The sequence below is a fragment of the Saccharothrix variisporea genome, assembly GCF_003634995.1.
Classification (GTDB): domain Bacteria; phylum Actinomycetota; class Actinomycetes; order Mycobacteriales; family Pseudonocardiaceae; genus Actinosynnema; species Actinosynnema variisporeum.
In genome coordinates, this window is record NZ_RBXR01000001.1 from 1219422 (window position 1) to 1239383 (window position 19962).

17 protein-coding genes are annotated in these 19962 nt (G+C 70.9%); 8 read left to right on the top strand and 9 right to left on the bottom strand.

Annotated elements, in window-relative coordinates; all coding sequences use genetic code 11:
* Nucleotide 1 precedes the first annotated feature (1 nt).
* From DFJ66_RS05380 to DFJ66_RS05400, 5 genes are read right to left on the bottom strand one after another with little or no spacing between them, the layout of a single operon-like run.
* Complete coding sequence (locus tag DFJ66_RS05380) at nt 2-970, bottom strand: glycoside hydrolase family 11 protein (RefSeq protein ID WP_121218507.1); 969 nt, start codon at nt 968-970, stop codon at nt 2-4.
* The gene (locus DFJ66_RS05385; protein ID WP_121218509.1) at nt 967-2448 is read right to left on the bottom strand and encodes a glycoside hydrolase family 43 protein; all 1482 of its coding nucleotides are present in this window, start codon (nt 2446-2448) and stop codon (nt 967-969) included. Before DFJ66_RS05385 ends, DFJ66_RS05380 begins: the two co-directional genes overlap by 4 nt.
* 14 nt (nt 2449-2462) lie before the next feature.
* The gene (locus DFJ66_RS05390) at nt 2463-3293 is read right to left on the bottom strand and encodes a carbohydrate ABC transporter permease (protein ID WP_121218511.1); all 831 of its coding nucleotides are present in this window, start codon (nt 3291-3293) and stop codon (nt 2463-2465) included.
* On the bottom strand, nt 3290-4240 hold the full coding sequence (locus DFJ66_RS05395) for a carbohydrate ABC transporter permease (protein WP_170199146.1): 951 nt from the start codon (nt 4238-4240) through the stop codon (nt 3290-3292). Before DFJ66_RS05395 ends, DFJ66_RS05390 begins: the two co-directional genes overlap by 4 nt.
* A 7-nt stretch (nt 4241-4247) precedes the next feature.
* Complete coding sequence (locus DFJ66_RS05400; protein ID WP_121218513.1) at nt 4248-5504, bottom strand: ABC transporter substrate-binding protein; 1257 nt, start codon at nt 5502-5504, stop codon at nt 4248-4250.
* Between the two features lie 158 nt (nt 5505-5662).
* On the opposite strand from DFJ66_RS05400, the gene DFJ66_RS05405 reads away from it, so the two are divergent.
* The 6 genes from DFJ66_RS05405 to yicI all read left to right on the top strand — a co-directional run bounded on the left by DFJ66_RS05405 (nt 5663) and on the right by yicI (nt 13837).
* Nucleotides 5663-6700, top strand: a complete 1038-nt coding sequence (locus tag DFJ66_RS05405; RefSeq protein WP_121218515.1) for a LacI family DNA-binding transcriptional regulator — start codon at nt 5663-5665, stop codon at nt 6698-6700.
* Between the two features lie 192 nt (nt 6701-6892).
* On the top strand, nt 6893-8308 hold the full coding sequence (locus DFJ66_RS05410; protein ID WP_121218517.1) for a glycoside hydrolase family 10 protein: 1416 nt from the start codon (nt 6893-6895) through the stop codon (nt 8306-8308).
* A 237-nt stretch (nt 8309-8545) separates the two neighbouring features.
* Nucleotides 8546-9823: an ABC transporter substrate-binding protein gene (locus DFJ66_RS05415; RefSeq protein WP_121218520.1), complete on the top strand. Its 1278-nt coding sequence runs from the start codon at nt 8546-8548 to the stop codon at nt 9821-9823.
* Complete coding sequence (locus tag DFJ66_RS05420) at nt 9820-10710, top strand: carbohydrate ABC transporter permease (protein WP_121218522.1); 891 nt, start codon at nt 9820-9822, stop codon at nt 10708-10710. Before DFJ66_RS05415 ends, DFJ66_RS05420 begins: the two co-directional genes overlap by 4 nt.
* Nucleotides 10710-11522 (top strand): carbohydrate ABC transporter permease, encoded by an 813-nt coding sequence (locus DFJ66_RS05425; protein ID WP_121218524.1) that lies wholly within the window; start codon nt 10710-10712, stop codon nt 11520-11522. The genes DFJ66_RS05420 and DFJ66_RS05425 overlap by 1 nt, the downstream gene beginning before the upstream one ends.
* On the top strand, nt 11519-13837 hold the full coding sequence (gene yicI / locus DFJ66_RS05430; RefSeq protein WP_121218526.1) for an alpha-xylosidase: 2319 nt from the start codon (nt 11519-11521) through the stop codon (nt 13835-13837). The genes DFJ66_RS05425 and yicI overlap by 4 nt, the downstream gene beginning before the upstream one ends.
* Here the strand turns inward: yicI and DFJ66_RS05435 are convergent.
* The 4 genes from DFJ66_RS05435 to DFJ66_RS05450 all read right to left on the bottom strand — a co-directional run bounded on the left by DFJ66_RS05435 (nt 13800) and on the right by DFJ66_RS05450 (nt 17120).
* On the bottom strand, nt 13800-14114 hold the full coding sequence (locus DFJ66_RS05435; protein ID WP_121218528.1) for an STAS domain-containing protein: 315 nt from the start codon (nt 14112-14114) through the stop codon (nt 13800-13802). The genes yicI and DFJ66_RS05435 overlap by 38 nt on opposite strands.
* Entirely contained in the window at nt 14111-15388 is a 1278-nt protein-coding gene (locus DFJ66_RS05440; protein ID WP_397556295.1) for a SpoIIE family protein phosphatase, read from the bottom strand. The genes DFJ66_RS05435 and DFJ66_RS05440 overlap by 4 nt, the downstream gene beginning before the upstream one ends.
* A 62-nt stretch (nt 15389-15450) precedes the next feature.
* Nucleotides 15451-16254 carry an alpha/beta fold hydrolase gene (locus tag DFJ66_RS05445; RefSeq protein WP_121230709.1) on the bottom strand — a complete coding sequence of 268 codons (804 nt, stop codon included), beginning with the start codon at nt 16252-16254 and terminating at the stop codon, nt 15451-15453.
* A 23-nt stretch (nt 16255-16277) separates the two neighbouring features.
* The gene (locus tag DFJ66_RS05450; RefSeq protein WP_121218532.1) at nt 16278-17120 is read right to left on the bottom strand and encodes a hypothetical protein; all 843 of its coding nucleotides are present in this window, start codon (nt 17118-17120) and stop codon (nt 16278-16280) included.
* 117 nt (nt 17121-17237) lie between these two features.
* Between DFJ66_RS05450 and DFJ66_RS05455 the strand changes: the two genes are divergently transcribed.
* Both DFJ66_RS05455 and DFJ66_RS05460 read left to right on the top strand, forming a co-directional pair.
* Nucleotides 17238-18299, top strand: coding sequence for an ATP-binding protein (locus tag DFJ66_RS05455; RefSeq protein WP_121218534.1), 1062 nt, complete (start codon nt 17238-17240; stop codon nt 18297-18299).
* Nucleotides 18296-19915, top strand: coding sequence for a vWA domain-containing protein (locus DFJ66_RS05460; RefSeq protein ID WP_121218536.1), 1620 nt, complete (start codon nt 18296-18298; stop codon nt 19913-19915). Before DFJ66_RS05455 ends, DFJ66_RS05460 begins: the two co-directional genes overlap by 4 nt.
* Nucleotides 19916-19962 lie beyond the last annotated feature (47 nt).

A 19962-nucleotide genomic window follows, 5' to 3' on the forward strand; every position in this document is an offset into this window, starting at 1 on the left:
GTCAGCCGGCCGCGCAGGACACCGTGGGCCACGTCCAGTTGCCGTTGGCCTGGATCGTCACGCCCCAGTTGTTGCCGCTGCCGTTGGGTTTGGCCACCAGCACCTGCGAACTCGGGTAGGAGGCGCTGATGTTCCAGGTGGCGAGGATCCGCTCCGGCGAGGGCACGTTCATCGTGACCGTCCAGTTCGTCGCCCCGCTGACCGAGACGTTGAGGTTGTACCGGTCGCTCCACCGCTCGCCCGCCGACAGGGTCGCGGTGCACGAGCCGCCCCCACCGCCGCCACCACCACTGCTGCTGTCCAGCGTGACGTTCGAGCTGCCGCTGGACTGGTAGCCCTCGGTCGCGAGGATCATGTAGTCCATCGTCCCCAGGGACATCCCGGCCCGCGCCCACGCGTCGAAGTGGTTGCCGGTGGTGATGGTGCCGCCGGTGCGCCGCTGCTGCCGCACGCTCCAGTACTGGTTGAACGTCTTGTTGCCCTCGATGGACGGGGCGTTGTACCGGGTGGTCAGGTAGATGTCGTACGTGCCGCCGTCGCTGGTGACCGTGCCCTTGTACTGGCCGGTGGGTCGGTAGGTGCCCCAGTTGTCCACGATGTAGTACTCGACCAGCGGGTTGCGGGACCAGCCGTAGAGCGTCAGGTACGCGTTGCCGGACGGGTTGAAGCTGCCCGAGTAGGTCACCGTGCGCCGGCCGCCGGTGCTCCAGCCCTTGCCGGCCACGAAGTTGCCGGTGTTGCGCCACGACGTGCTGTAGTTGCCGCCGCCGCCCAGTTCCATCGACACGGTGCCGGGGCTGTCGGTCCAGAACGAGTAGAAGTACCCGTTGTTCGTGCCGGTCTGGTTCTGCGTGACGGCCGCCTGCGCGGTACCCGGCGCCACGGCCGCCGCGGCGACCAGCAGGGCCACGCCGGTCCGGGCGGCGAGCCGCCCGAACCGGTCCCGCAGGCGTTCGGATCTGTCTGTCATGGTTGCTGTTCCTCCTCGTTGAGGTACTCGAACCAGTCGAACGACGCCGTCCCCTCGGTGACGTACATGCCGATGACGCGGCCGGTGAAGCCGGTGGCGACCTCCGTGGACAGGTAGCGCCCGTCCAGCTCGCACAGCTGCGTGCCGTCGAGGTGGAAGCCCACCAGGTCCGGCCCGAGGAACCCGCCGTCGGCTTCCTCCCGGGTGGGCAGGCGCATGGACACGCCCAGCGTCACCGGGCCGTCGGGCGCGTCGGCCGTCGCCACGACCTGCCGCAGGAAGCCGATGCGCGCGATGACCTCGACCCGACCCGCCGCGACCTCTATGTCGTAGTGGTGGGTCTCGTCGAGCCGCACGGACAGCCCCGCGCGCGCCGAACCCGGGTCCAGCAAGGCCTGCACGCGGCACTGCTGGTGCTGCGGGCGGCGTCCGACGAACGTGTGGACCTGCTCGTCGAGGGAAGCTCCGGTGGCGTGCAGGGTCAGCCAGCCGGGGCGTTCGGTCAGCGACCACGACGAGTCGGGCCGGCTGCGCGGGGAGATCCACTCGGGGGCCAGCGCGGTGCCGGTGAAGTCGTCGCGCGCGGGCGGCGGGTCCAGCGGGTGCCACCGGGCCGGTGCTTCCTCGGTCAGCTCCACCGGCTCCACCCGCGGCCAGCCGTCCACCCACTCGACGCGCTTGAGGAACGTCTCGCGGCCCAGCGGGTGGTAGCCGGGCGTGAAACCGCGCGGGCGGGTGGCCAGCAGCACCATGAACCACCCACCGTCCGGAGTGGACACCAGGTCCGCGTGCCCGGTGCTCTGGATCGGGCGGTCGGTGCCCCGGTGGGTCAGGATCGGGTTGTGCGGCGCGGACTCGTACGGGCCGCGGGGGTGCGTGGCACGCGCGACGGCCACGGTGTGGCCGCGTTCCGTGCCGCCCTCGGCGATCATCAGGTACCACCAGTCGCCGATCTGGTACAGGTGGGGCGCCTCGGGCCACTGGAGGCCGGTGCCCGACCAGATCGGCCACGGACCCTCCAGCACCTTGCCCGCCAACGGGTCCACCCGCGCCAGCTGCACGCCGTGCACGGTGCACCAGCAGTTGCCGTCCTCGTCCCAGACCAGGCTCGGGTCGATGCCCGGCAGGTCGATCCACACCGGGTCCGACCACGGCCCGGCCGGGTCCTCGGCGGTGACCAGGAAGTTGCCGCCGTGCGAGACGTTGGTGGTGATCATGTAGAACAAGCCGTCGTGGTACCGGATGGTCGGCGCGTAGATGCCGCGCGAGGCCACCGCGCCCTCCAGCGGCAGCTGCTCCGGCCGGTCCAGCACGTTGCCGATCTGCCGCCAGTGCACCAGGTCCCGGCTGTGGAAGATCGGCACGCCCGGGAAGTACTCGAAGCTGGAGCACACCAGGTAGTAGTCCTCGCCGACCCGGCACACGCTGGGGTCGGGGAAGAAACCGCCGACCACCGGGTTGTCGAACTTCCTTGTCACGCTGTGCCTCCGGGTCAACCCTTGAACGCGCCTTCGAGAATGCCCCCGACCATCCGCCTGCCCACGAACACGAACAGCACGAGCAGCGGCAGGGTCGCGAGGAACGAGCCGGACATGGCCAGCCCGAGGTCGATGTCAAAGCTGTTCTGCAACGCCTTGATGGCGATCTGCGCGGTGTACCGCTCCGGCGACTTGAGCACGATGAACGGCCACAGGAAGTCGTTCCACGCCGTCACGAACGCGAACAGCCCCAGCACGAACGCCGCCGGCCGCACGATCGGGAACGCGATCCGCCAGAACACCTGCCACGTCGACGCGCCATCGAGGTAGGCCGCCTGCATCAGCTCGTCGCTGATCGTGGCCACGATGTGCTGGCGCATCCAGAAGATGCCGAACGCGCTCGCCAACCCGGGCACCACCAGTGCCTGGAGCGTGTCCACCCAGCCCAGCTCGGACATGATCAGGTACTGCGGGATCACGGCCAGCTGCGTCGGGACCGTCATCGTCAGCAGCACCACCAGGAACAACGTGTTGCGCCCGGGGAACCGCAGCTTGGCGAAGGCGAACCCGGCCAACGCGCACAGCAGCGCCTGGCCCACGCCGATCGCGCCGGCCACGACGAGGCTGTTCACGATGGACTGCAGGAACGGGACCGTGTCGAACACCAGCCCGGCCAGGTAGAAGAAGTTGTCCCCCGGCACGATCTCGGGCGGCATCTGCGTGGCGGTCGCGGTGTCGGTCGTGGCGACGATGAACATCCAGTACAGCGGGAAAATCGACACGGCGGCCGCGCCGACCAGCACCGCGTACTGCCACCAGCGGACGTTGTTGTGCCGTGCGCTCATCGGTCCGCCTTGATGCGACTGGACAGCAGGTAGTTCACCGCGGCCACGGCCACGACCATCAGGAACAGCGCCACGCCGATCGCCGAGCCGTAGCCGAACTCGTAGCGGCCGAAGCCCTGTTCGTAGAGCATCAGCGTGAGGGTCTGGCACTGGCGGACCGCACCGCAGGTCAACGTGGATCCCGGGGACACCAGCAGCGGCTCGGTGAAGATCTGGAGACCGCCGATGGTCGAGGTGATGACCGTGAAGATGATGACCGGGCGCAGCGCCGGGATCGTGATGTGCCGGAACCGCTGCCACCCGCCCGCGCCGTCGATGGCGGCGGACTCGTAGACGTCCCGCGGCACCGCTTGCAGCGAGGCCAGGTAGAGCAGGGTCGTGTAGCCGAACCACCGCCACGTCACCATCGCCGCGATCACGACGTGGCTGCCGAACGTGGACTGCACGAAGTCCACCGGCTCCACGCCGACCAGGCCGAGCAGCCAGTTGAGCAGCCCGAAGTCCCGGTCGAACAGCTGCGCGAACACGATCGCCGTGGCCGCCACCGACGTCACGTACGGGACCAGCACGGACATCCGGAAGAACAGCGCGGCCCGCAGGCGGGCGTGGTTGAGCAGGTGCGCCAGCAGCAGCGCGAGGAACAGCTGCGGCACGGTGGACAGGAACCAGATGCTGACCGTGTTGCGGGTGGCGTTCCAGAACCTCGGGTCGTCCAGCATCCGCGTGAAGTTGTCGAAGCCGATGAAGGTGTGGTCACCGATCGGGTTCCAGTCGAACAACGCCACGTAGAAGGTGAACAGGAACGGGAACAGGCCGAACACGGCGAACAGCACGAAGAACGGCGCGATGTAGGCGTAGGGCGCCAGCCGCTCCCGCAGGGGCGTGCCCACCCGGGGGGCGGGCGGCTCCGCGGGAGCGACCGGGACGGGCGCCAGCGTGGTGCTCACCCGCGCCTCACTTGCCGATGGCGGTCTTGATGTTGCGCACGGCGTCGTCCCACGCCGTCGCCGGGTTGCCGTTGTTCTGCTCGACGTTGGTGATGGCGTCGAGGAACTCGGTGCCGATCGTCGTGCTGTCCGGTCCGATGTAGAACGGCTTGAGGCCCAGCAGGGAGTCCGGGTAGATCTTGCCGATCGGGGCGTTGGAGAAGAACGGCTCGTTGCGGCCGGTCAGCTGCGGGTCCTGGTAGACCGACGGGGTCGTGGGCAGGGCGCCGGAGGTCACGAAGTGCTCGAGCTGGCCCTGCGGCGACTGCATGGTCTTGATGTAGTCCCAGGCGGCCTTGGGGTTCTTGGCGCGCTTGGGGATCGCGAGGTAGCTGCCGCCCCAGTTGCCGGACTTGCCGGGGATCGCGGCCAGGTCCCACTTGCCCGCGGTCTCGGGCGCGTTGCTGCGGATGGCGTTGAGCATCCAGGACGGCGCGGCCAGCGCGGCGAACTTGCCCTGCTGCATCGCGGCGCTCCAGCCCTCGGCGAAGGAGGACTGCTTGGCCGTGATGCCCGCCTGCGCGGCCTTGATGCCCAGCTCGAACGCGGACTTGACGTGCGGGTTGGTCGAGTAGATCAACTCGTGCTTGTCGTCGTAGTACTTCTGGCTGCCCTGGTTGACCGCCTGGTAGAAGACGCTGGTGGCGGCGTTGTCGATGAACGGCTGCCCGGTCTTCTCGGTGTAGCGCTTGCCGGTCTCGATGAAGGCGTTCCAGTCCGGCCACAGCTTGCCGACCGACTCGCGGTCGGTGGGCAGGCCGGCGGCGGCGAACAGGTCGGTGCGGTAGGCCATCGCCATGCCGCCGACGTCGGTGGGGATGCCGAGGATCTGGCCGTCCTTGGCGATGCTCTGCGACATCACCCAGTCCAGGTAGTCGCCCTTGATCTCGTCGGCGCCCAGCGTCTTGAGGTCCACGAAGTTCTGCGGCTGCTCGACGAACTTGGGCAGGTCGTCGCCCTGGATCAGCACCAGGTCGGGCACCTTGCCGCCGGCCAGCGCGGTGGTCAGGCCCTGCGCGGTCTCCTGCGCGTTGCCGACCTCGGTCAGCTTGACCTCGACGTCGGGCTTCTTCTTCTTGTACTCCTCGACCGCCGCTTTCTGGTTGATCCCGCTGAACGACCAGAACTCGAACGACTTGCCGTCGCCGCCTCCACCCTCGCCGCTGCCCGGTGAGCACGCGGCGGTCAGCAGGAGCACCGCGGCGGCGATGACGCGGAGTTTCATGGGTGGCCTCCAGAGCGAGCGGGCGGCGTCTACGACCGGCTTCGAAATATTCGACAAATAACCGGAATCTTTCGGGTCGGACCGTAGGCCGCCGATCGTCTGATCGTCAAGCATTTGCGCAACCGCCCCGAAACCTTTCGGGAGCTACACTTCGCCCCATGAGCCGGGCGCGCCGACCGAACACCGATGCCACCGAAGACTCCGGCGCGACCATCACCCAGCTCGCCGCACTGGCCGGGGTTTCGGTGGCGACGGTGTCGAAGGTCGTCAACGGCCACCCCGACGTGGCCGCCGAGACCAGGGCGTCGGTCGAGGGCGTCATCCGCGAGCACGGCTACCGGCGACGGCGCCGAGCCACCCGCGCCAACCTGGTCGAAGTCGTGCTCCACGCCATCGAGGGCGACTACGCCACCGAGATGCTCAACGGCGCCGCCCGCGTGGCAGCCGCCCACGGCCTGGCCGTCGCGGTGTCGGAGCTGCACGGCGCCCACACCCCCGACCGCGACTGGATCGAGGGCGTCCTGGCCCGCCGTCCGGCGGGCGTCGTCGCCGTCTTCTCCGGCCCCACCCCCGCCCAACGGGAACGCTTGCGCAGCCGGGGCATCCCGATCGTGCTGGTGGACCCGACCGACGAGCCGGGCCCGCAGGTGTGGTCGGTGGGCGCGAGCAACTGGAGCGGCGGCATGTCCGCCACCAGACACCTGCTGGACCTGGGCCACCGCCGCATCGCCACCATCACCGGCCCGTCCCGGACGCTGTCCGGCCGAGCGCGCCTGGACGGCTACCGGGCGGCCCTGGACACCGCGGGCGTTCCCGTCGATCCCGCACTCATCCGGGAGGGCGACTTCCAGATCGCCGACGGCCGCGTCCACGGCCGGGACCTGCTGCGCCTGCCCCACCGCCCGACCGCGATCGTGGCCTGCAACGACGGCACGGCGCTGGGCGTCTACCAGGCGGCGCACGAAGCCGGCTTGCGCATCCCCGAAGACCTCAGCGTGGTCGGCTTCGACGACATCCCGTCGAGCCGGGAGATGATCCCGCCGCTGACCACGGTCCGACAGCCGCTGCGCGAGATGGCCGCGGCCGCGACGGAGGTCGTCGTGGCCCTGTCCCGCGACGAACCGCCCAAGCAGAGCCGCCTGGTCCTGGCCACGGACCTGATCACCCGCTCCAGCACCGCCCCGCCCGCCCACTGACCGCGCCCGGGTCGCCGCTTGCCGAACGACCGACTGGGAACGCTCCCAGTCGGTCTTGTGCGGGCGAAACATCTGGTGCCACACTCCGAAGCGTTCGCCGAAACTTCCGCCAGAGTTTCGAAAATCACGACGAGCTTCGTAGTCCACCACACCCGTCGGACAGGCGGCGGGTTCCTGCAGAAGGTGTCACACATGAAGCTGACAGCGAGGTCAGTGTCGCGAGCCGCGCTCGTGACGACGTTGGTCGCCCTCACCGGTGGCGCGGTGGTCTTCTCGGCGACGACGGCATCGGCCGCGACCACGCTCGGCGCGGCGGCCGCGCAGAGCGGGCGGTACTTCGGCACCGCCGTGGCCGCGGGCAGGTTGGGCGACTCGACCTACACCGGCATCCTCGGCCGCGAGTTCAACATGGTCACGGCCGAGAACGAGATGAAGATCGACGCGACCGAGCCGAACCAGAACCAGTTCACCTACGGCAACGCCGACCGGATCGTGAACCTCGCGCAGTCCCAGGGCAAGCGGATCCGCGGGCACACGCTCGCGTGGCACTCCCAGCAGCCCGGCTGGATGCAGCGCCTGGAGGGCTCCGCCCTGCGGTCGGCCATGCTGAACCACGTCACGAAGGTCATGACCTACTACAAGGGCAAGATCTACGCCTGGGACGTGGTGAACGAGGCCTATGAGGACGGCAGTTCCGGCGCGCGCCGCAACTCCAACCTCCAGCGCACCGGCAACGACTGGATCGAGGCCGCCTTCCGCGCCGCGCGTGCCGCCGACCCGGCCGCCAAGCTCTGCTACAACGACTACAACACCGACGACTGGACCCACGCCAAGACCCAGGCCGTCTACCGCATGGTCCAGGACTTCAAGTCCCGCGGCGTCCCGATCGACTGCGTCGGCTTCCAGTCCCACTTCAACGCCCAGAGCCCGGTGCCGTCCAACTACCAGACCACCCTGCAGAACTTCGCCAACCTCGGCGTGGACGTGCAGATCACCGAGCTGGACATCGAAGGCTCCGGCTCCGCGCAGGCGTCCAACTACGAGCGCGTGACCAAGGCCTGCCTGGCGGTCGCGCGGTGCGCCGGCATCACCGTCTGGGGCATCCGCGACACCGACTCGTGGCGTTCCTACGGCACGCCGCTGCTGTTCGACGGCTCGGGCAACAAGAAGCCCGCCTACACCGCCGTCCTGAACGCCCTCAACGCGGCCCCGCCGATCTCCACCACCACGACGACGAGCACGACCACGAGCACCACGACGAGCACGACCACCACCACGACCACGACGACGTCGACCACCACGACCACCCCGCCTCCGGGTGGCTGCACGGCGACGGTCGCCACGCTCGACCAGTGGAACACCGGCTTCACCGTGCAGATCAGGGTCAAGGCGGACTCGGCGGTCAGCGGCTGGTCGGTGTCGGTGGCGCTCCCGTCCGGCGTGACCGTCGTGAACGCCTGGAACGCCGACCGCAGCGGCAACACCGGCACGGTCTCCTTCGCCAACGTCGCCTACAACGGCAACATCCCGGCGGGCGGCACGACGGAGTTCGGCTTCCAGGGCGACGGCACGGCCGGCACCCTCTCCCCCACCTGCTCGGCCCGGTGAGCACGCGTTGAACACCCGCTGAGCACACTCGCGGCCCCGGTGACCGGTCCCCCCGGTCACCGGGGCCGCTCGGCGTTCGAGGACCACCTCAAGGCATCGAAGCGTTTCACCGCATTCGACGTCGAACGGTTCGACAACATCCCGCGTCCCTCGGAAGGCTGTTGCGCTCCCACCATCCCACCTCTACGGTGCTCAATCGAAGCGCTTCGACAGTCAGCCCGCGGGAGGAACCAGCCGATGCCCCAGCGACTCATCGCAGCCGTCGTCGCGGCCCTCCTCGTGGGCGTGGCGGGGTGCGGCGGCTCGGACGAAGCCGCCGACAACACCTTCAAGCTCTGGCACTTCGAAGGCCCGGACAGCGCGATGGGCACGGCGTGGGCCGAGGCGATCAAGCAGTTCGAGGCCTCCCACCCCGGCGTCAAGGTGGCGTTCGAGGAGAAGGGCTTCGAGCAGATCCAGAAGACCGGCTCCCTCGCGGTCAACTCCAAGGACGCGCCGGACCTGCTGGAGTACCCCAAGGGCAACGCCACCGCCGGACTGCTGTCCAAGCAGGGCCTGCTCACCGACCTGTCCGACGAGGTCGCCCAGCGCGGCTGGGACAAGAAGCTCGGGCCCGGCGTGGACACCACCGCCCGCTACGACGAGCGCGGCGTGATGGGTTCGGGCCAGTGGTTCGGCATCCCCAACTACGCCGAGTACATCACGGTCTACTACAACAAGGACATGTTCGACCGGCAGGGCCTGGCCCTGCCCACCACGCTGGACCAGTTGACCGCCGCGATGGACCGGTTCGTCGCCGCCGGCATCACCCCGCTGGCCACGGCCGGCCAGGAGTACCCGGCGCAGCAGGTGCTCTACCAGCTCGCGCTGACCAAGGCCGACCGCGGTTGGGTGGACCGCTACCAGCGCTACACCGGCGATGTCGACTTCCACGACACCGCGTGGACCTACGGTGCCACGACCTTCGCCGACTGGGTGCGCAAGGGCTACCTGTCCCGCGACAGCGCCGGGCTCAAGGCCGAGGACATGGGGTTGGCGTTCATGCAGGGCAAGAACCCGATCATGGTCAGCGGCACGTGGTGGTACGGCCGGTTGCGCGCGCAGGTCAAGGACTTCCAGTGGGTGTCGGCGCGGTGGCCGGGCATGACCGCCGGGTCCAGCGGCAACATGTGGGTGGTGCCCAAGGCCGCCAAGCACAAGCAGTACGCGCTGGACTTCATCGACATCACCCTGTCCCCGGCGGTGCAGGACAAGCTGCGGGACGCGGGCGGCGTGGCCGTCGCGCCCGGCGCGGCCCCGGCCGCCGACCCGGCGATCAGGCAGCTCAACGACGACTACCGGGCGTTGCGCGACGCCGACCAGCTCGCCTTCTACCCGGACTGGCCCGTGCCCGGCTACTACGACGTGCAGGTCCAGGCGGTGCAGAAGCTGATCACCGGTGACGCGGACCCGCGGCAGGTGCTCGACGAGCTGGCCGGGCCGTACCGGGAGCACGTCGCGAGCATCGGCAAATGAGGGCGGTCCGCGAGCGCGGGTCCTACCTGCTCTACCTGGCCCCCGGCGCGCTGCTGGTGCTCGCCGTGGTCCTGGTGCCGTTCGGGATGAACGTCGGCATCAGCTTCACGGAGTGGTCGGGGGTCGGCGAGCCGGAGTGGACCGGCCTGGACAACTACGGCCGGCTGCTGTCGGACGGGACGTTCTGGGCGTCCTTCCGGCACAACCTCGCCCTGGTGGTGGCGATGGCGGTCCTGCCGACCCTGGCCGGGCTCGTCGTCGCCGCGACGCTGGTCGACTACATCGGCAAGCACTTCGGCGCGCGCCAGGCGGCCGTGCTGCGGGCGTGCGTGTACCTGCCGCAGGTGCTGCCGATCGCGGTGGCCGGGATCGTGTGGAGCTGGATCCTGGCCCCGAAGGACGGCGCGCTCAACGCGGCCCTGCGCGCGCTCGGGCTCGAAGCGTTGGCGCGCAACTGGCTGGGTGACCCGGACCTGGCGCTGTGGAGCCTGATGGGCGTGCTGCTGTGGATGCAGCTGGGCTACCCGGTGGTGATCTTCATGGCCGGGATGAGCCGCCTGGACCCGGCGCTGCACGAGGCCGCGGAGCTGGACGGGGCGTCGTGGTGGGGCCGGTTCCGCCACGTCACCGTGCCGGGGTTGCGGCCGGAGATCTTCGTGGTGCTGTTGACGTGCACGATCGCCGCGTTGAAGGTGTTCGCGCCGATCTACGTGCTGACCCGGGGCGGTCCGGCCGGCGCGACGAACGTGCCCGCGTACTACTCGTTCCAGAACTTCTTCGAGCGCACGCGGGTCGGGTACGGCGCGGCGATCGCCACCGTGCTCACGGTGCTGGTGCTGGTCCTCACGGCGGTGTTCCTGCGCGTGCAGCAGCGGGGTGAGCGCTGATGCGGCGGCACGCGGTGCTGTGGTCGATGGTCGTGCTCGCGGTGGCGATGCTCGTGCCGTTCGTGATCGTGGTGCTCAACGCGGTCAAGACGCCCGCGGAGTACGCCACCGGCGGGCCGCTCGAGCTGCCCGAAGGGGTGTCGCTGGACGGCGTGATCGCGTTCTGGGACCGCGTCGACTTCGGCGAGAAACTGCTCAACAGCGCCATCATCAGCGGGTCGGTGGCGGTGCTCGCGGTCGTGGTGTCGGTGTGCAACGCCTACGCGCTGGGCATCGGGCGCGTGCGCGGCCGGACGTGGGTGCTGGTCGTGTTCCTCACCGCCAACACCCTCCCGCAGGAAGCGCTGGTCTACCCGCTGTACTACCTGGCCGACGCGATCGGGCTGTACGACACCAAGCTCGCGGTGATCATCGTGTTCACCGCGATCCAGTCCGCGTTCGGCACCTACCTGCTCACCTCGACGCTCAGCGGGTTCCCCCGGGAACTGCTGGACGCGGCGCGCATCGACGGCGCGTCGAAGTGGCAGGCGCTGGTGCGGGTCGTGGTGCCGATCAGCAAGCCCACCCTGGGTGTGCTGTTCGTGTTCTTCTTCATCTGGACCTGGAACGAGTTCTTCCTGCCGCTGGTGCTGCTGATCTCCAACGAGAACCAGACGGTGCCCGTGGCGCTGGGCGTGCTCCAGGGCCAGCGGCTGATGGACGCGACCATGACCAGCGCCTCGGCGCTGCTCGGGGTCGTCCCCGCCATCGCCTTCTTCCTCCTCTTCCAACGCGCGTTGACCCGCGGTATCACGGCAGGAGCGGTCAAGTGAAGTTCAGCGACGGGTACTGGCTGCTGCGGCCCGGGGTGGAGGCGACCCACCCGCTCTCGGTGCACGACGTCACGCCGGGCGACGGGGACGTCGTCGTGCACGCGGCGACACGTCCGATCCGGCACCGCGGCGACATGCTCAAGGGTCCCATGCTCACCCTGGGCCTGACCTCGCCGATGGCGGACGTGGTCGGTGTCGAGATCACGCACTTCTCCGGCGGGCGGCCGTTGGAGCCCTCCTTCGCCCTGTCCGCCGACGCCGGGCACGAGGCCAAGGTGGTGGAGGACGACGCCGGCGTGGTGCTGACCGCGGGCGCGTTGTCGGTCCGGGTGCACAAGGGCGAGCAGTGGCAGGTGGACTTCACCGCCGAGGGGCGGACGCTGACGACCAGCGGGTTCAAGGGCATGGGTTTCATGACCCTCGACGGCGCCCACTACGTGCGCGAGCAGCTGGTGCTGGGCGTCGGCCACACCGTCTACGGGCTGGGCGAGCGGTTCGGGCCGCTGGTGAAGAACGGCCAGACCGTGGACATCTGGAACGCCGATGGCGGCACCAGCAGCGAGCAGGCCTACAAGAACGTCCCGTTCTTCCTGACCAACGCCGGGTACGGGATCTTCGTCGACCACCCCGGGAACGTGTCGTTCGAGGTGGGCTCGGAGGCGGTGTCCAAGGTCGGGTTCAGCGTCGAGGGCCACTCCCTGCGCTACTTCCTGATCTACGGGCCGACCCCGCGCGAGATCCTGCGCAAGTACACCGCGCTGACCGGACGGCCCGCGCTGCCGCCGGCGTGGTCGTTCGGGCTGTGGCTGTCCACGTCGTTCACCACCGACTACGACGAGAAGACGGTCAACGGGTTCATCGACGGGATGGTCGAGCGGGACCTGCCGCTGAGCGTGTTCCACTTCGACTGCTTCTGGATGCGCGACTTCCACTGGTGCGACTTCGAGTGGGACCCGCGCACGTTCCCCGACCCGGAGGGGATGCTGGCGCGGCTGCACGAGCGGGGCCTGCGGGTCTCGGTGTGGATCAACCCCTACATCGCGCAGCGCTCACCGCTGTTCGCCGAGGGCATGGCCAACGGGTACCTGCTGCGCCGGCCCAACGGGGACGTGTGGCAGTGGGACCTGTGGCAGCCCGGCATGGCGCTGGTCGACTTCACCAACCCGGCGGCCCGCGAGTGGTTCGCGGGGAAGCTGGAAGCGTTGCTGGACCAGGGCGTGGACTGCTTCAAGACCGACTTCGGCGAGCGCGTGCCCACCGACGTGGTCTACCACGACGGCTCCGACCCCGAGCGGATGCACAACTACTACACCTACCTCTACAACAAGACCGTCTTCGACCTGCTGCGGCGGCGGCGCGGCGAGTCCGAGGCCGTGGTGTTCGCCCGCTCGGCCACCGCGGGCGGTCAGCAGTTCCCGGTGCACTGGGGCGGTGACTGCGAGGCGACCTACGAGTCGATGGCCGAGAGCCTGCGCGGCGGGTTGTCGCTGGGCCTGTCCGGGTTCGGGTACTGGAGCCACGACATCGGCGGCTTCGAGGGGACGCCGTCGGCGGCGCTGTTCAAGCGGTGGATCGCGTTCGGCCTGCTGTCCTCGCACAGCCGGTTGCACGGCAGCCACTCCTACCGCGTGCCGTGGCTGTTCGACGAGGAGTCGGTGGACGTGCTGCGGCGGTTCGTCAAGCTCAAGCTGAGCCTGATGCCGTACCTGGACCGGGCGGCGCGGCAGGCGTCGGCGGAGGGCGTGCCGATGATGCGGGCGATGGTGCTGGAGTTCCCCGACGACCCGGGCTGCGCGCACCTGGAACGCCAGTACATGCTCGGCGACAGCTTGCTGGTGGCGCCGGTGTTCTCGGACGAGGGTGACGTGTCGTACTACGTCCCTTCGGGCGCTTGGACCCACTTGCTGACCGGCGAGGTCGTCCAGGGTCCTCTGTGGACTCGCGACCGGTGCGACTTCCTCACCGCGCCCGTTCTGGTGCGGCCGAACACCGTCCTGCCGGTGGGGGCGGTGGACGACCGGCCGGAGTACGACTACGCGGAGGGCGTGACGCTGCGGGCGTACCAGCTCGCTGAGGGCGAGCACGTGACCGTGGTCGGCGGTTCGACGTTCCGGACCGTGCGGCGGGGCGACGAGATCCGGGTGACGGCCGAGTCCGCGCCGTCGCGGTGGCGGGTCCTGGTGGTCGGGGCGGAGTCGGTGTCGGCGGTGGAGGGCGGCGAGGTCGTGCCCGACGCCGGCGGCGTGCTCGTCGAGGCGGCCGGCGACGCGGTGGTCCTCACGGTTGGAGGGGGAACACCCGGTCCAGGCCGATGAGCCGGATCATGCGCAGCGTCCGGTCGGGGACGGCGGACAGGGTGATCTCGGCCTGGGCGGCGGTGGCGTGGTTGCGGGCGGCCAGGAGGGCGGTCAGGCCGCTGGAGTCGCAGAACGCCAGGCCGGCCAGGTCGAGCACCAGGCGTTGACCCGGCCGCAGCGGCAGGGCGGTGACGGTCGTGCGCAACTGGTCGGCGGTCGCGTGGTCGAGGTCGCCGGCGACGCCGACCACGGGGCCGGTCGGGGTGTCGGCGGTGGTGATCGTCAGGCGGGTCATCGGGGGACGCCCACGGCGAGCAGGGCGGTGTCGTCGTCCAGGCCGGCGCCGAAGCCGTGCAGCAGGTCCTTCAGGGCCTCGACCAGGCCCCGGGGCGAGGTGCCCGCGTGGTCGGCGGCGAAGGCGTGCAGGGCTTCCTCCCCGTAGCGGTCGCGGTCCGGGCCGGTGCGCGCCTCGGTGAGGCCGTCGGTGTAGAGCAGGAGCGTGTCACCCGGGCCGAGGGTGGTGGCGGCGGGCGCGAACACCGCGGCGGGCAGGACGCCGACCAGGGTTCCGCCGGGGGTCGGCAGCTCCTCGCAGCCGCCGGCGCGCAGCACCAGCGCGGGCGGGTGGCCGCCGGAGGCCAGGTGGACGGCGCAGCGGCCGTCGCCGGGCTCGAGGATGCCCACGACGGCGGTGCAGAACCGCGGGTCACCGGGGCTGTAGTGCTCCAGCAGCACGGTGTTCAAGGTGGTCAGCATGGCCACCGGGTCGGCGTCGTGCAGGACGGCGGCGCGCAGGGTGTAGCGGACCAGCGAGGTGACGGCGGCGGCCTGCGGGCCCTTGCCGCACACGTCGCCGAGGAAGAAACCCCAGCGCCCGCCGCCCACGGGGAACAGGTCGTAGAAGTCGCCGCCGACCTGGTCGGGCGAGGCGGTGTGGTAGTGGGCGGCGGCCTCCAGCCCGGGTACGGCGGGCAGCGCGGCGGGCAGCAGGCTGCGCTGGAGGACGGCCAGCGCCTCCTGCAACCGCGTGCGATCGGCTTCGGCCTCGGCTCGGGCCCGCTCCGCCTGCGACCGGGCCTCCTCCGCCACCACCCGGGCCCGTTCCGCCTGAGCCCGCGCCTGCTCGGCCTCGGCCCGCGCCCGTTCGGCGTCGGCCTGAGCCTGCTCCGCCTCCTGCCGGCGGCGCAGCAGCTCCTGCTCGTAGGCGCGGCGGTCGCGGGCGTCGAACACGGTGGTGCGGATGAGCAGCGGCTCGCCGGTCGCGCCGTGCTTGACCGTGGAGGAGACCAGCACCGGCAGCCGGCCGCCGTCCGCGGTCTTGAGCTCCAGCGCGATGCCACCCAGCCGGCCCTGCATGCGCAGCAGCGGCGCGAAGTGCGTCTCGTGGTAGAGCTTGCCGCCCACGGTCAGCAGGTCGGCGAACCGCATCCGGTCCACCACCTCCTCGCGGGTGCGGCCGAGCCAGTCCAGCAGGGTGGTGTTGACCTTGGCGATGGTGCCGTCCATCAGCGTGGACAGGTACCCGCACGGCGCCGTCTCGTACAGCTCCTCCGCGCTGTCCTCCAGCAGCGCGGCGAACACCGCCCGGTCGCCGGCGCCCGCCGGCTCGTGGCCCTGCCCGGCCGCGCACATCACGGCAGGGCCGCCAGGAACTCCAGGATCGCGGCGCTGGTGGCCTCCGGCGCGGACAGCTGCGGGCAGTGCCCGGTGGCCTCCAGCGTGACCAGGGTCGACCCCGGGATCGCCGCATGCACGAACGCGCCGACCTCGGGGGGCGCGATGGCGTCGTGCCGGCACTCCAGCACCAGCGTCGGCACCTCGACCCCCGCCAGGTCGGCCCGCGAGTCGGACAGGAAGGTCGTGCGGGCGAACACGCGGGCGATGTCGGGGTCGGTGGCGCAGAAGCTGTTGGTCAGCTCCTCCCCCAGCTCGGGCCGGTCGGGGTTGCCCATGATCACCGGGGCCATCGCCGCCGACCAGCCCAGGTAGTTCGACTCCAGCGACGCCAGCAGCTCGTCGATGTCCTCCGCGCTGAACCCGCCCCGGTACCCGTCGTCGTCGAGGTAGCGCGGCGAGGGGCAGACCATCACCAGCGCGCCGATCCGCTCGGGGGCCTGCCGGGCGGCCAGCACGCCCACCATCGCGCTCACCGAGTGCCCGACGAACACGGCTTCCCGCAGGTCAAGCGCCTCGCACACGTCCACGGCGTCCTGCGCGTAGCCCTCCAGGCCGCAGTAGCGCTCCTCCCGGAACGCCGACAGGTCCGACCGCCCGGCGCCGACGTAGTCGAAGAGCACGACCCGGTGCGACTCGGCCAACGCGGGCACGACCAGCCGCCACATGTTCTGGTCGCAGCCGAAGCCGTGGGCCAACACCACCGCCGGCCCGTGCGGGGCACCGGTGACGGTGACGTTGTTCCTGCGCAGGACGTCCACCACCGCCATCCTGCCGGCCCGGCTCACGCCCGGCCCGCTGCCAGCTCGACCAGGCCGGGACGGTCGAGCAGCTCCAGGCTCTGGTCCGTGCGGTTGACCAGCCCTCGACGCTCCAGGACGCCCAGGGTCTTGCGCAGCTTGTCGGTGACCAGCGAGCCCTTGCCCTTGGCGGCGAACTCGGCCTTCTCCTGGGAGGTCAGCGTCGGCGCGACCGTCCGCTTCCACACGTCCAGCAGGTCCGCGCGGGCGACCGACGAGCCGTCGCCGGCCAGGTCCAGCAGCATCCCGGCCAGCACCCGCCCGTGGTCGTCCTGAGCCGCCGTGTGGTCCTTGACCAGCGCTTCCAGCGACGTGCGGCCGGAGGCGACCGGCACGTCCAGCGCCGACAGCCGCTCCCACAGCGCCCGGTCCGCCCCGCGCGGCTCACCGCCACCGGCGACCACGGCCGTCCGGTGGGCGTCGATCGCCGTGCCCAGGGCGACGACCAGGCTCATCAGCTCGTCGCGCACGTCCTCGCCGCGCAACCGCCGCACCCGGGCCGCGACCAGCCGGTGCTGCTCGCGCACCAGCGCCTCGAAGTGCGCGGTCTTGCGGGCCCGGTCCCCCTCGTCGGCGACCTCGCGGTCGTACTCGGCCCGGCTGGTCTCGCCCGCCGACAGCCGGGCCCGCGCGGCGTCGCGCTCGGCCCGGCGGTGGGCGCGGTCGGCCGCGATGCGGTCCAGCATGCCCAGCAGCACCCGCTCGGTCTGCTCGACGTAGGCGTCCGAGACCAGCTCTTCCCACACCTCCGGGTCCCGGTTGCGCAGCGCGAGGTTGACGAACCGGTCCGCGGCGTGGTCGTCGTCGGGTGCGTAGGGCAGTCCCATGGCGGTCCTTCGGTCAGGGGGCCGGCAGCGGTCCACCCCGAGCCGATCACCCCCCATCCTCCCAGCTCGGGAAATCCCCGCGACCCGGGGCACCGGCTTGCGGCATGCTCTCCGCTCGTGCGTGCGACCGTCTCCGTCACCCCCGTGCAGCTGCCCGAAGTGCTGCTGCACCTGGCCGTCGTGCGCCCGGTCTTCCTGTGGGGCTCGCCGGGCATCGGCAAGTCCTCGCTGGTCCGCGCGTTCGCCGAGTCGCTGGGACTGGAGTGCGTGACCCTGCTCGGCACCCAGCTCGCGCCCGAGGACCTGATCGGGGTGCCCGAGCTGGTCGGCGGCCGGTCGCGGTTCGCCCCGCCGGAGACCATCGCCCGCGACGAGCCGTACTGCCTGTTCCTCGACGAGCTCAACGCCTCCTCACCGGAGGTGCAGAAGGCGTTCTACTCGCTCATCCTGGACCGCCGGATCGGGACCTACGAGCTGCCCGCCGGGTCGGTCGTCATCGGCGCGGGCAACCGGGCCACCGACGGCGCCCTGGCCCGCCCGATGCCGTCCGCCCTGGTCAACCGCATGGTGCACCTGCACCTGGAGGCCTCGGCCAAGGACTGGCTGGAGTGGGCGGGCGGGGCCGGCGTGCACGGCTGGGTGCTGGACTACCTGACCCAGCGGCCCGACCACCTGTGGAGCCCGCCGCCGAAGGTCGAGGAGCCGTTCTCCACGCCCCGCGCGTGGCACATGCTGTCCGACGCCCTGCACTCCTACGGCGACGACATCGGCGAGGACCTGCTGGGCGTGCTGGCGTTCGGCACGCTCACCGCCGCGCACGCCTCGGCGTTCAAGGCCTACGTCAAGACCGTCCGGCACGCCTACGGGCTGGAGGCGGTGCTGCGCGGCGACGCCCGCTGGCCGCACGCCCCCGCCGACCGGGACCTCCTGTACTTCCTCGCCGAGGCGTTCCGGGCCAGGCTGGTCAAACAGCTGCCGCACGACAAGGCGCACGCCTCCCCCGCGGGCAGGCAGCTCGCGCACCGGGGCAAGGCACTGCTGCTGGAGCTGGCCGAGCTGTCGCTGGAGATCGCGCAGATGGTGATCGCGGCCGACGACGACGGCAACCCCGTGCTGCCGACGTGGTTCCTGGTCGAGGTGACGCGCGACCTGCCCCGCCTGGTCGCCGCCCGGACGTGAAGCGCCGGCGCGTCGATCCCGGCAAGGAAGCCTTCGACACCGCGTGGCAGGCGACCAAGCGCCACCCGTTGTTCGCCCCACTGGCCCATCGCGTCTTCCCGTACCGGACGAGCGACGACCGGTGGGCGACCATCGACACCAACGGGGAGATCACCGCCCACCGCTCGCAGGTCGCCGACCCCGAGGAATGGCGGTGGGTCTTCGCGCACTGCCTGTTGCACCTGGGTTTCGGGCTCACCGAGTGCACCGAGGTGACCGACTTCCAGGCGGCCGTCCGCTTCGGCCGCCGACCGTCCACCTGGGACCGGCGAGCCTGCCTCCACACCGCCCCGCCCTCCCGCTACGCCCAGCCCGTCACCTGGTCGGACCTGTTCGCCGCGGGCTTGTCCAACGCGGCCGTGGCCGCCGTCGACGTGGCCGGCGGCGCCCGCTCCTCGCTCCTGGACGCCGGTCCCCGCAACGCCGAGTGGGACCTCGCCCTCGGCTGGTTCGTCTCGTCCTACCCCCTGCTGGGCGCGTTGGCGTCGGCGATGACGATCGTGGCCGACGCCGAACTGGCCCGCGCCTGGGACATCTCCGTGGCGGCGGTCAGCGCGGCGGCGGGCGAGATCTACATCAACCCGCTGGTCAAGCTGAGCCGGGCGGAGTGGCGGTTCGTGCTGGCGCACGAGATGCTGCACGCCGCCCTCCGCCACGGCGACCGCGTCGACGGGCGCGACCCGTACCTGTGGAACGTGGCCGCGGACTTCGTGGTCAACGGCTGGCTGCTGGAGATGGCCGTGGGCACCGCCCCGGAGGGCGCCTTGCACGACCCGGAGCTCACCGGCCTGTCCGTCGAGTCCGTCTACGACCGCATCACCACCGACCTGCGCCGCTACCGCAAGCTCGCCACCCTGCGCGGACGCGCCGCGGACCTGCTCGGCGAACCCCTGCGCGCGCCGACGCACACCACCGACCTGGACGACTTCTACCGCCGCGCCCTGCTGACCGGCCTGAGCTACCACGACCCGGTCGAGCGCGGCTTCCTCCCCGCCGGCCTGGTCGAGGAGATCCGCGCCCTCGACCAACCACCTCTGACCTGGGACGCGGCCCTGGCCCGCTGGTTCTCCGAACACGTCCCGTCCCGCGAACGCCGCCGCACCTACGCCCGAGCCTCCCGCCGCCAGTCCGCCACCCCGAACATCCCCCGACCGGGCTGGCTGCGCCCGGAAGAACTCGAACTCCGCACCACGTTCGGCGTGGTCCTGGACACCTCCGGCTCCATGGACCGCCAACTCCTCGGCAAGGGCCTGGGCGCGATCGCCTCCTACGCCCTGTCCCGAGACGTCCCCCGAGCCCGCGTGGTCTTCTGCGACGCCGTGGCCCACGACGCCGGCTACCTGCCCGTGGAGGACATCGCCGGCCGAGTCCGCGTGCGCGGCCGAGGCGGCACGATCCTCCAGCCCGGCATCAACCTGCTGGAACGCGCCCCGGACTTCCCGTCCGACGGCCCGATCCTGATCATCACCGACGGCTACTGCGACACCGTCCGCGTGCGCCGGGAACACGCCTACCTCATCCCCGCGAACGCCACCCTCCCCTTCCGCCCGCGCGGCCCCGTCTTCCGCATGCGCTGACGGTTAGCACCTGGCTAACACCACCCCCGAACCCTTCTCCCGTGGCC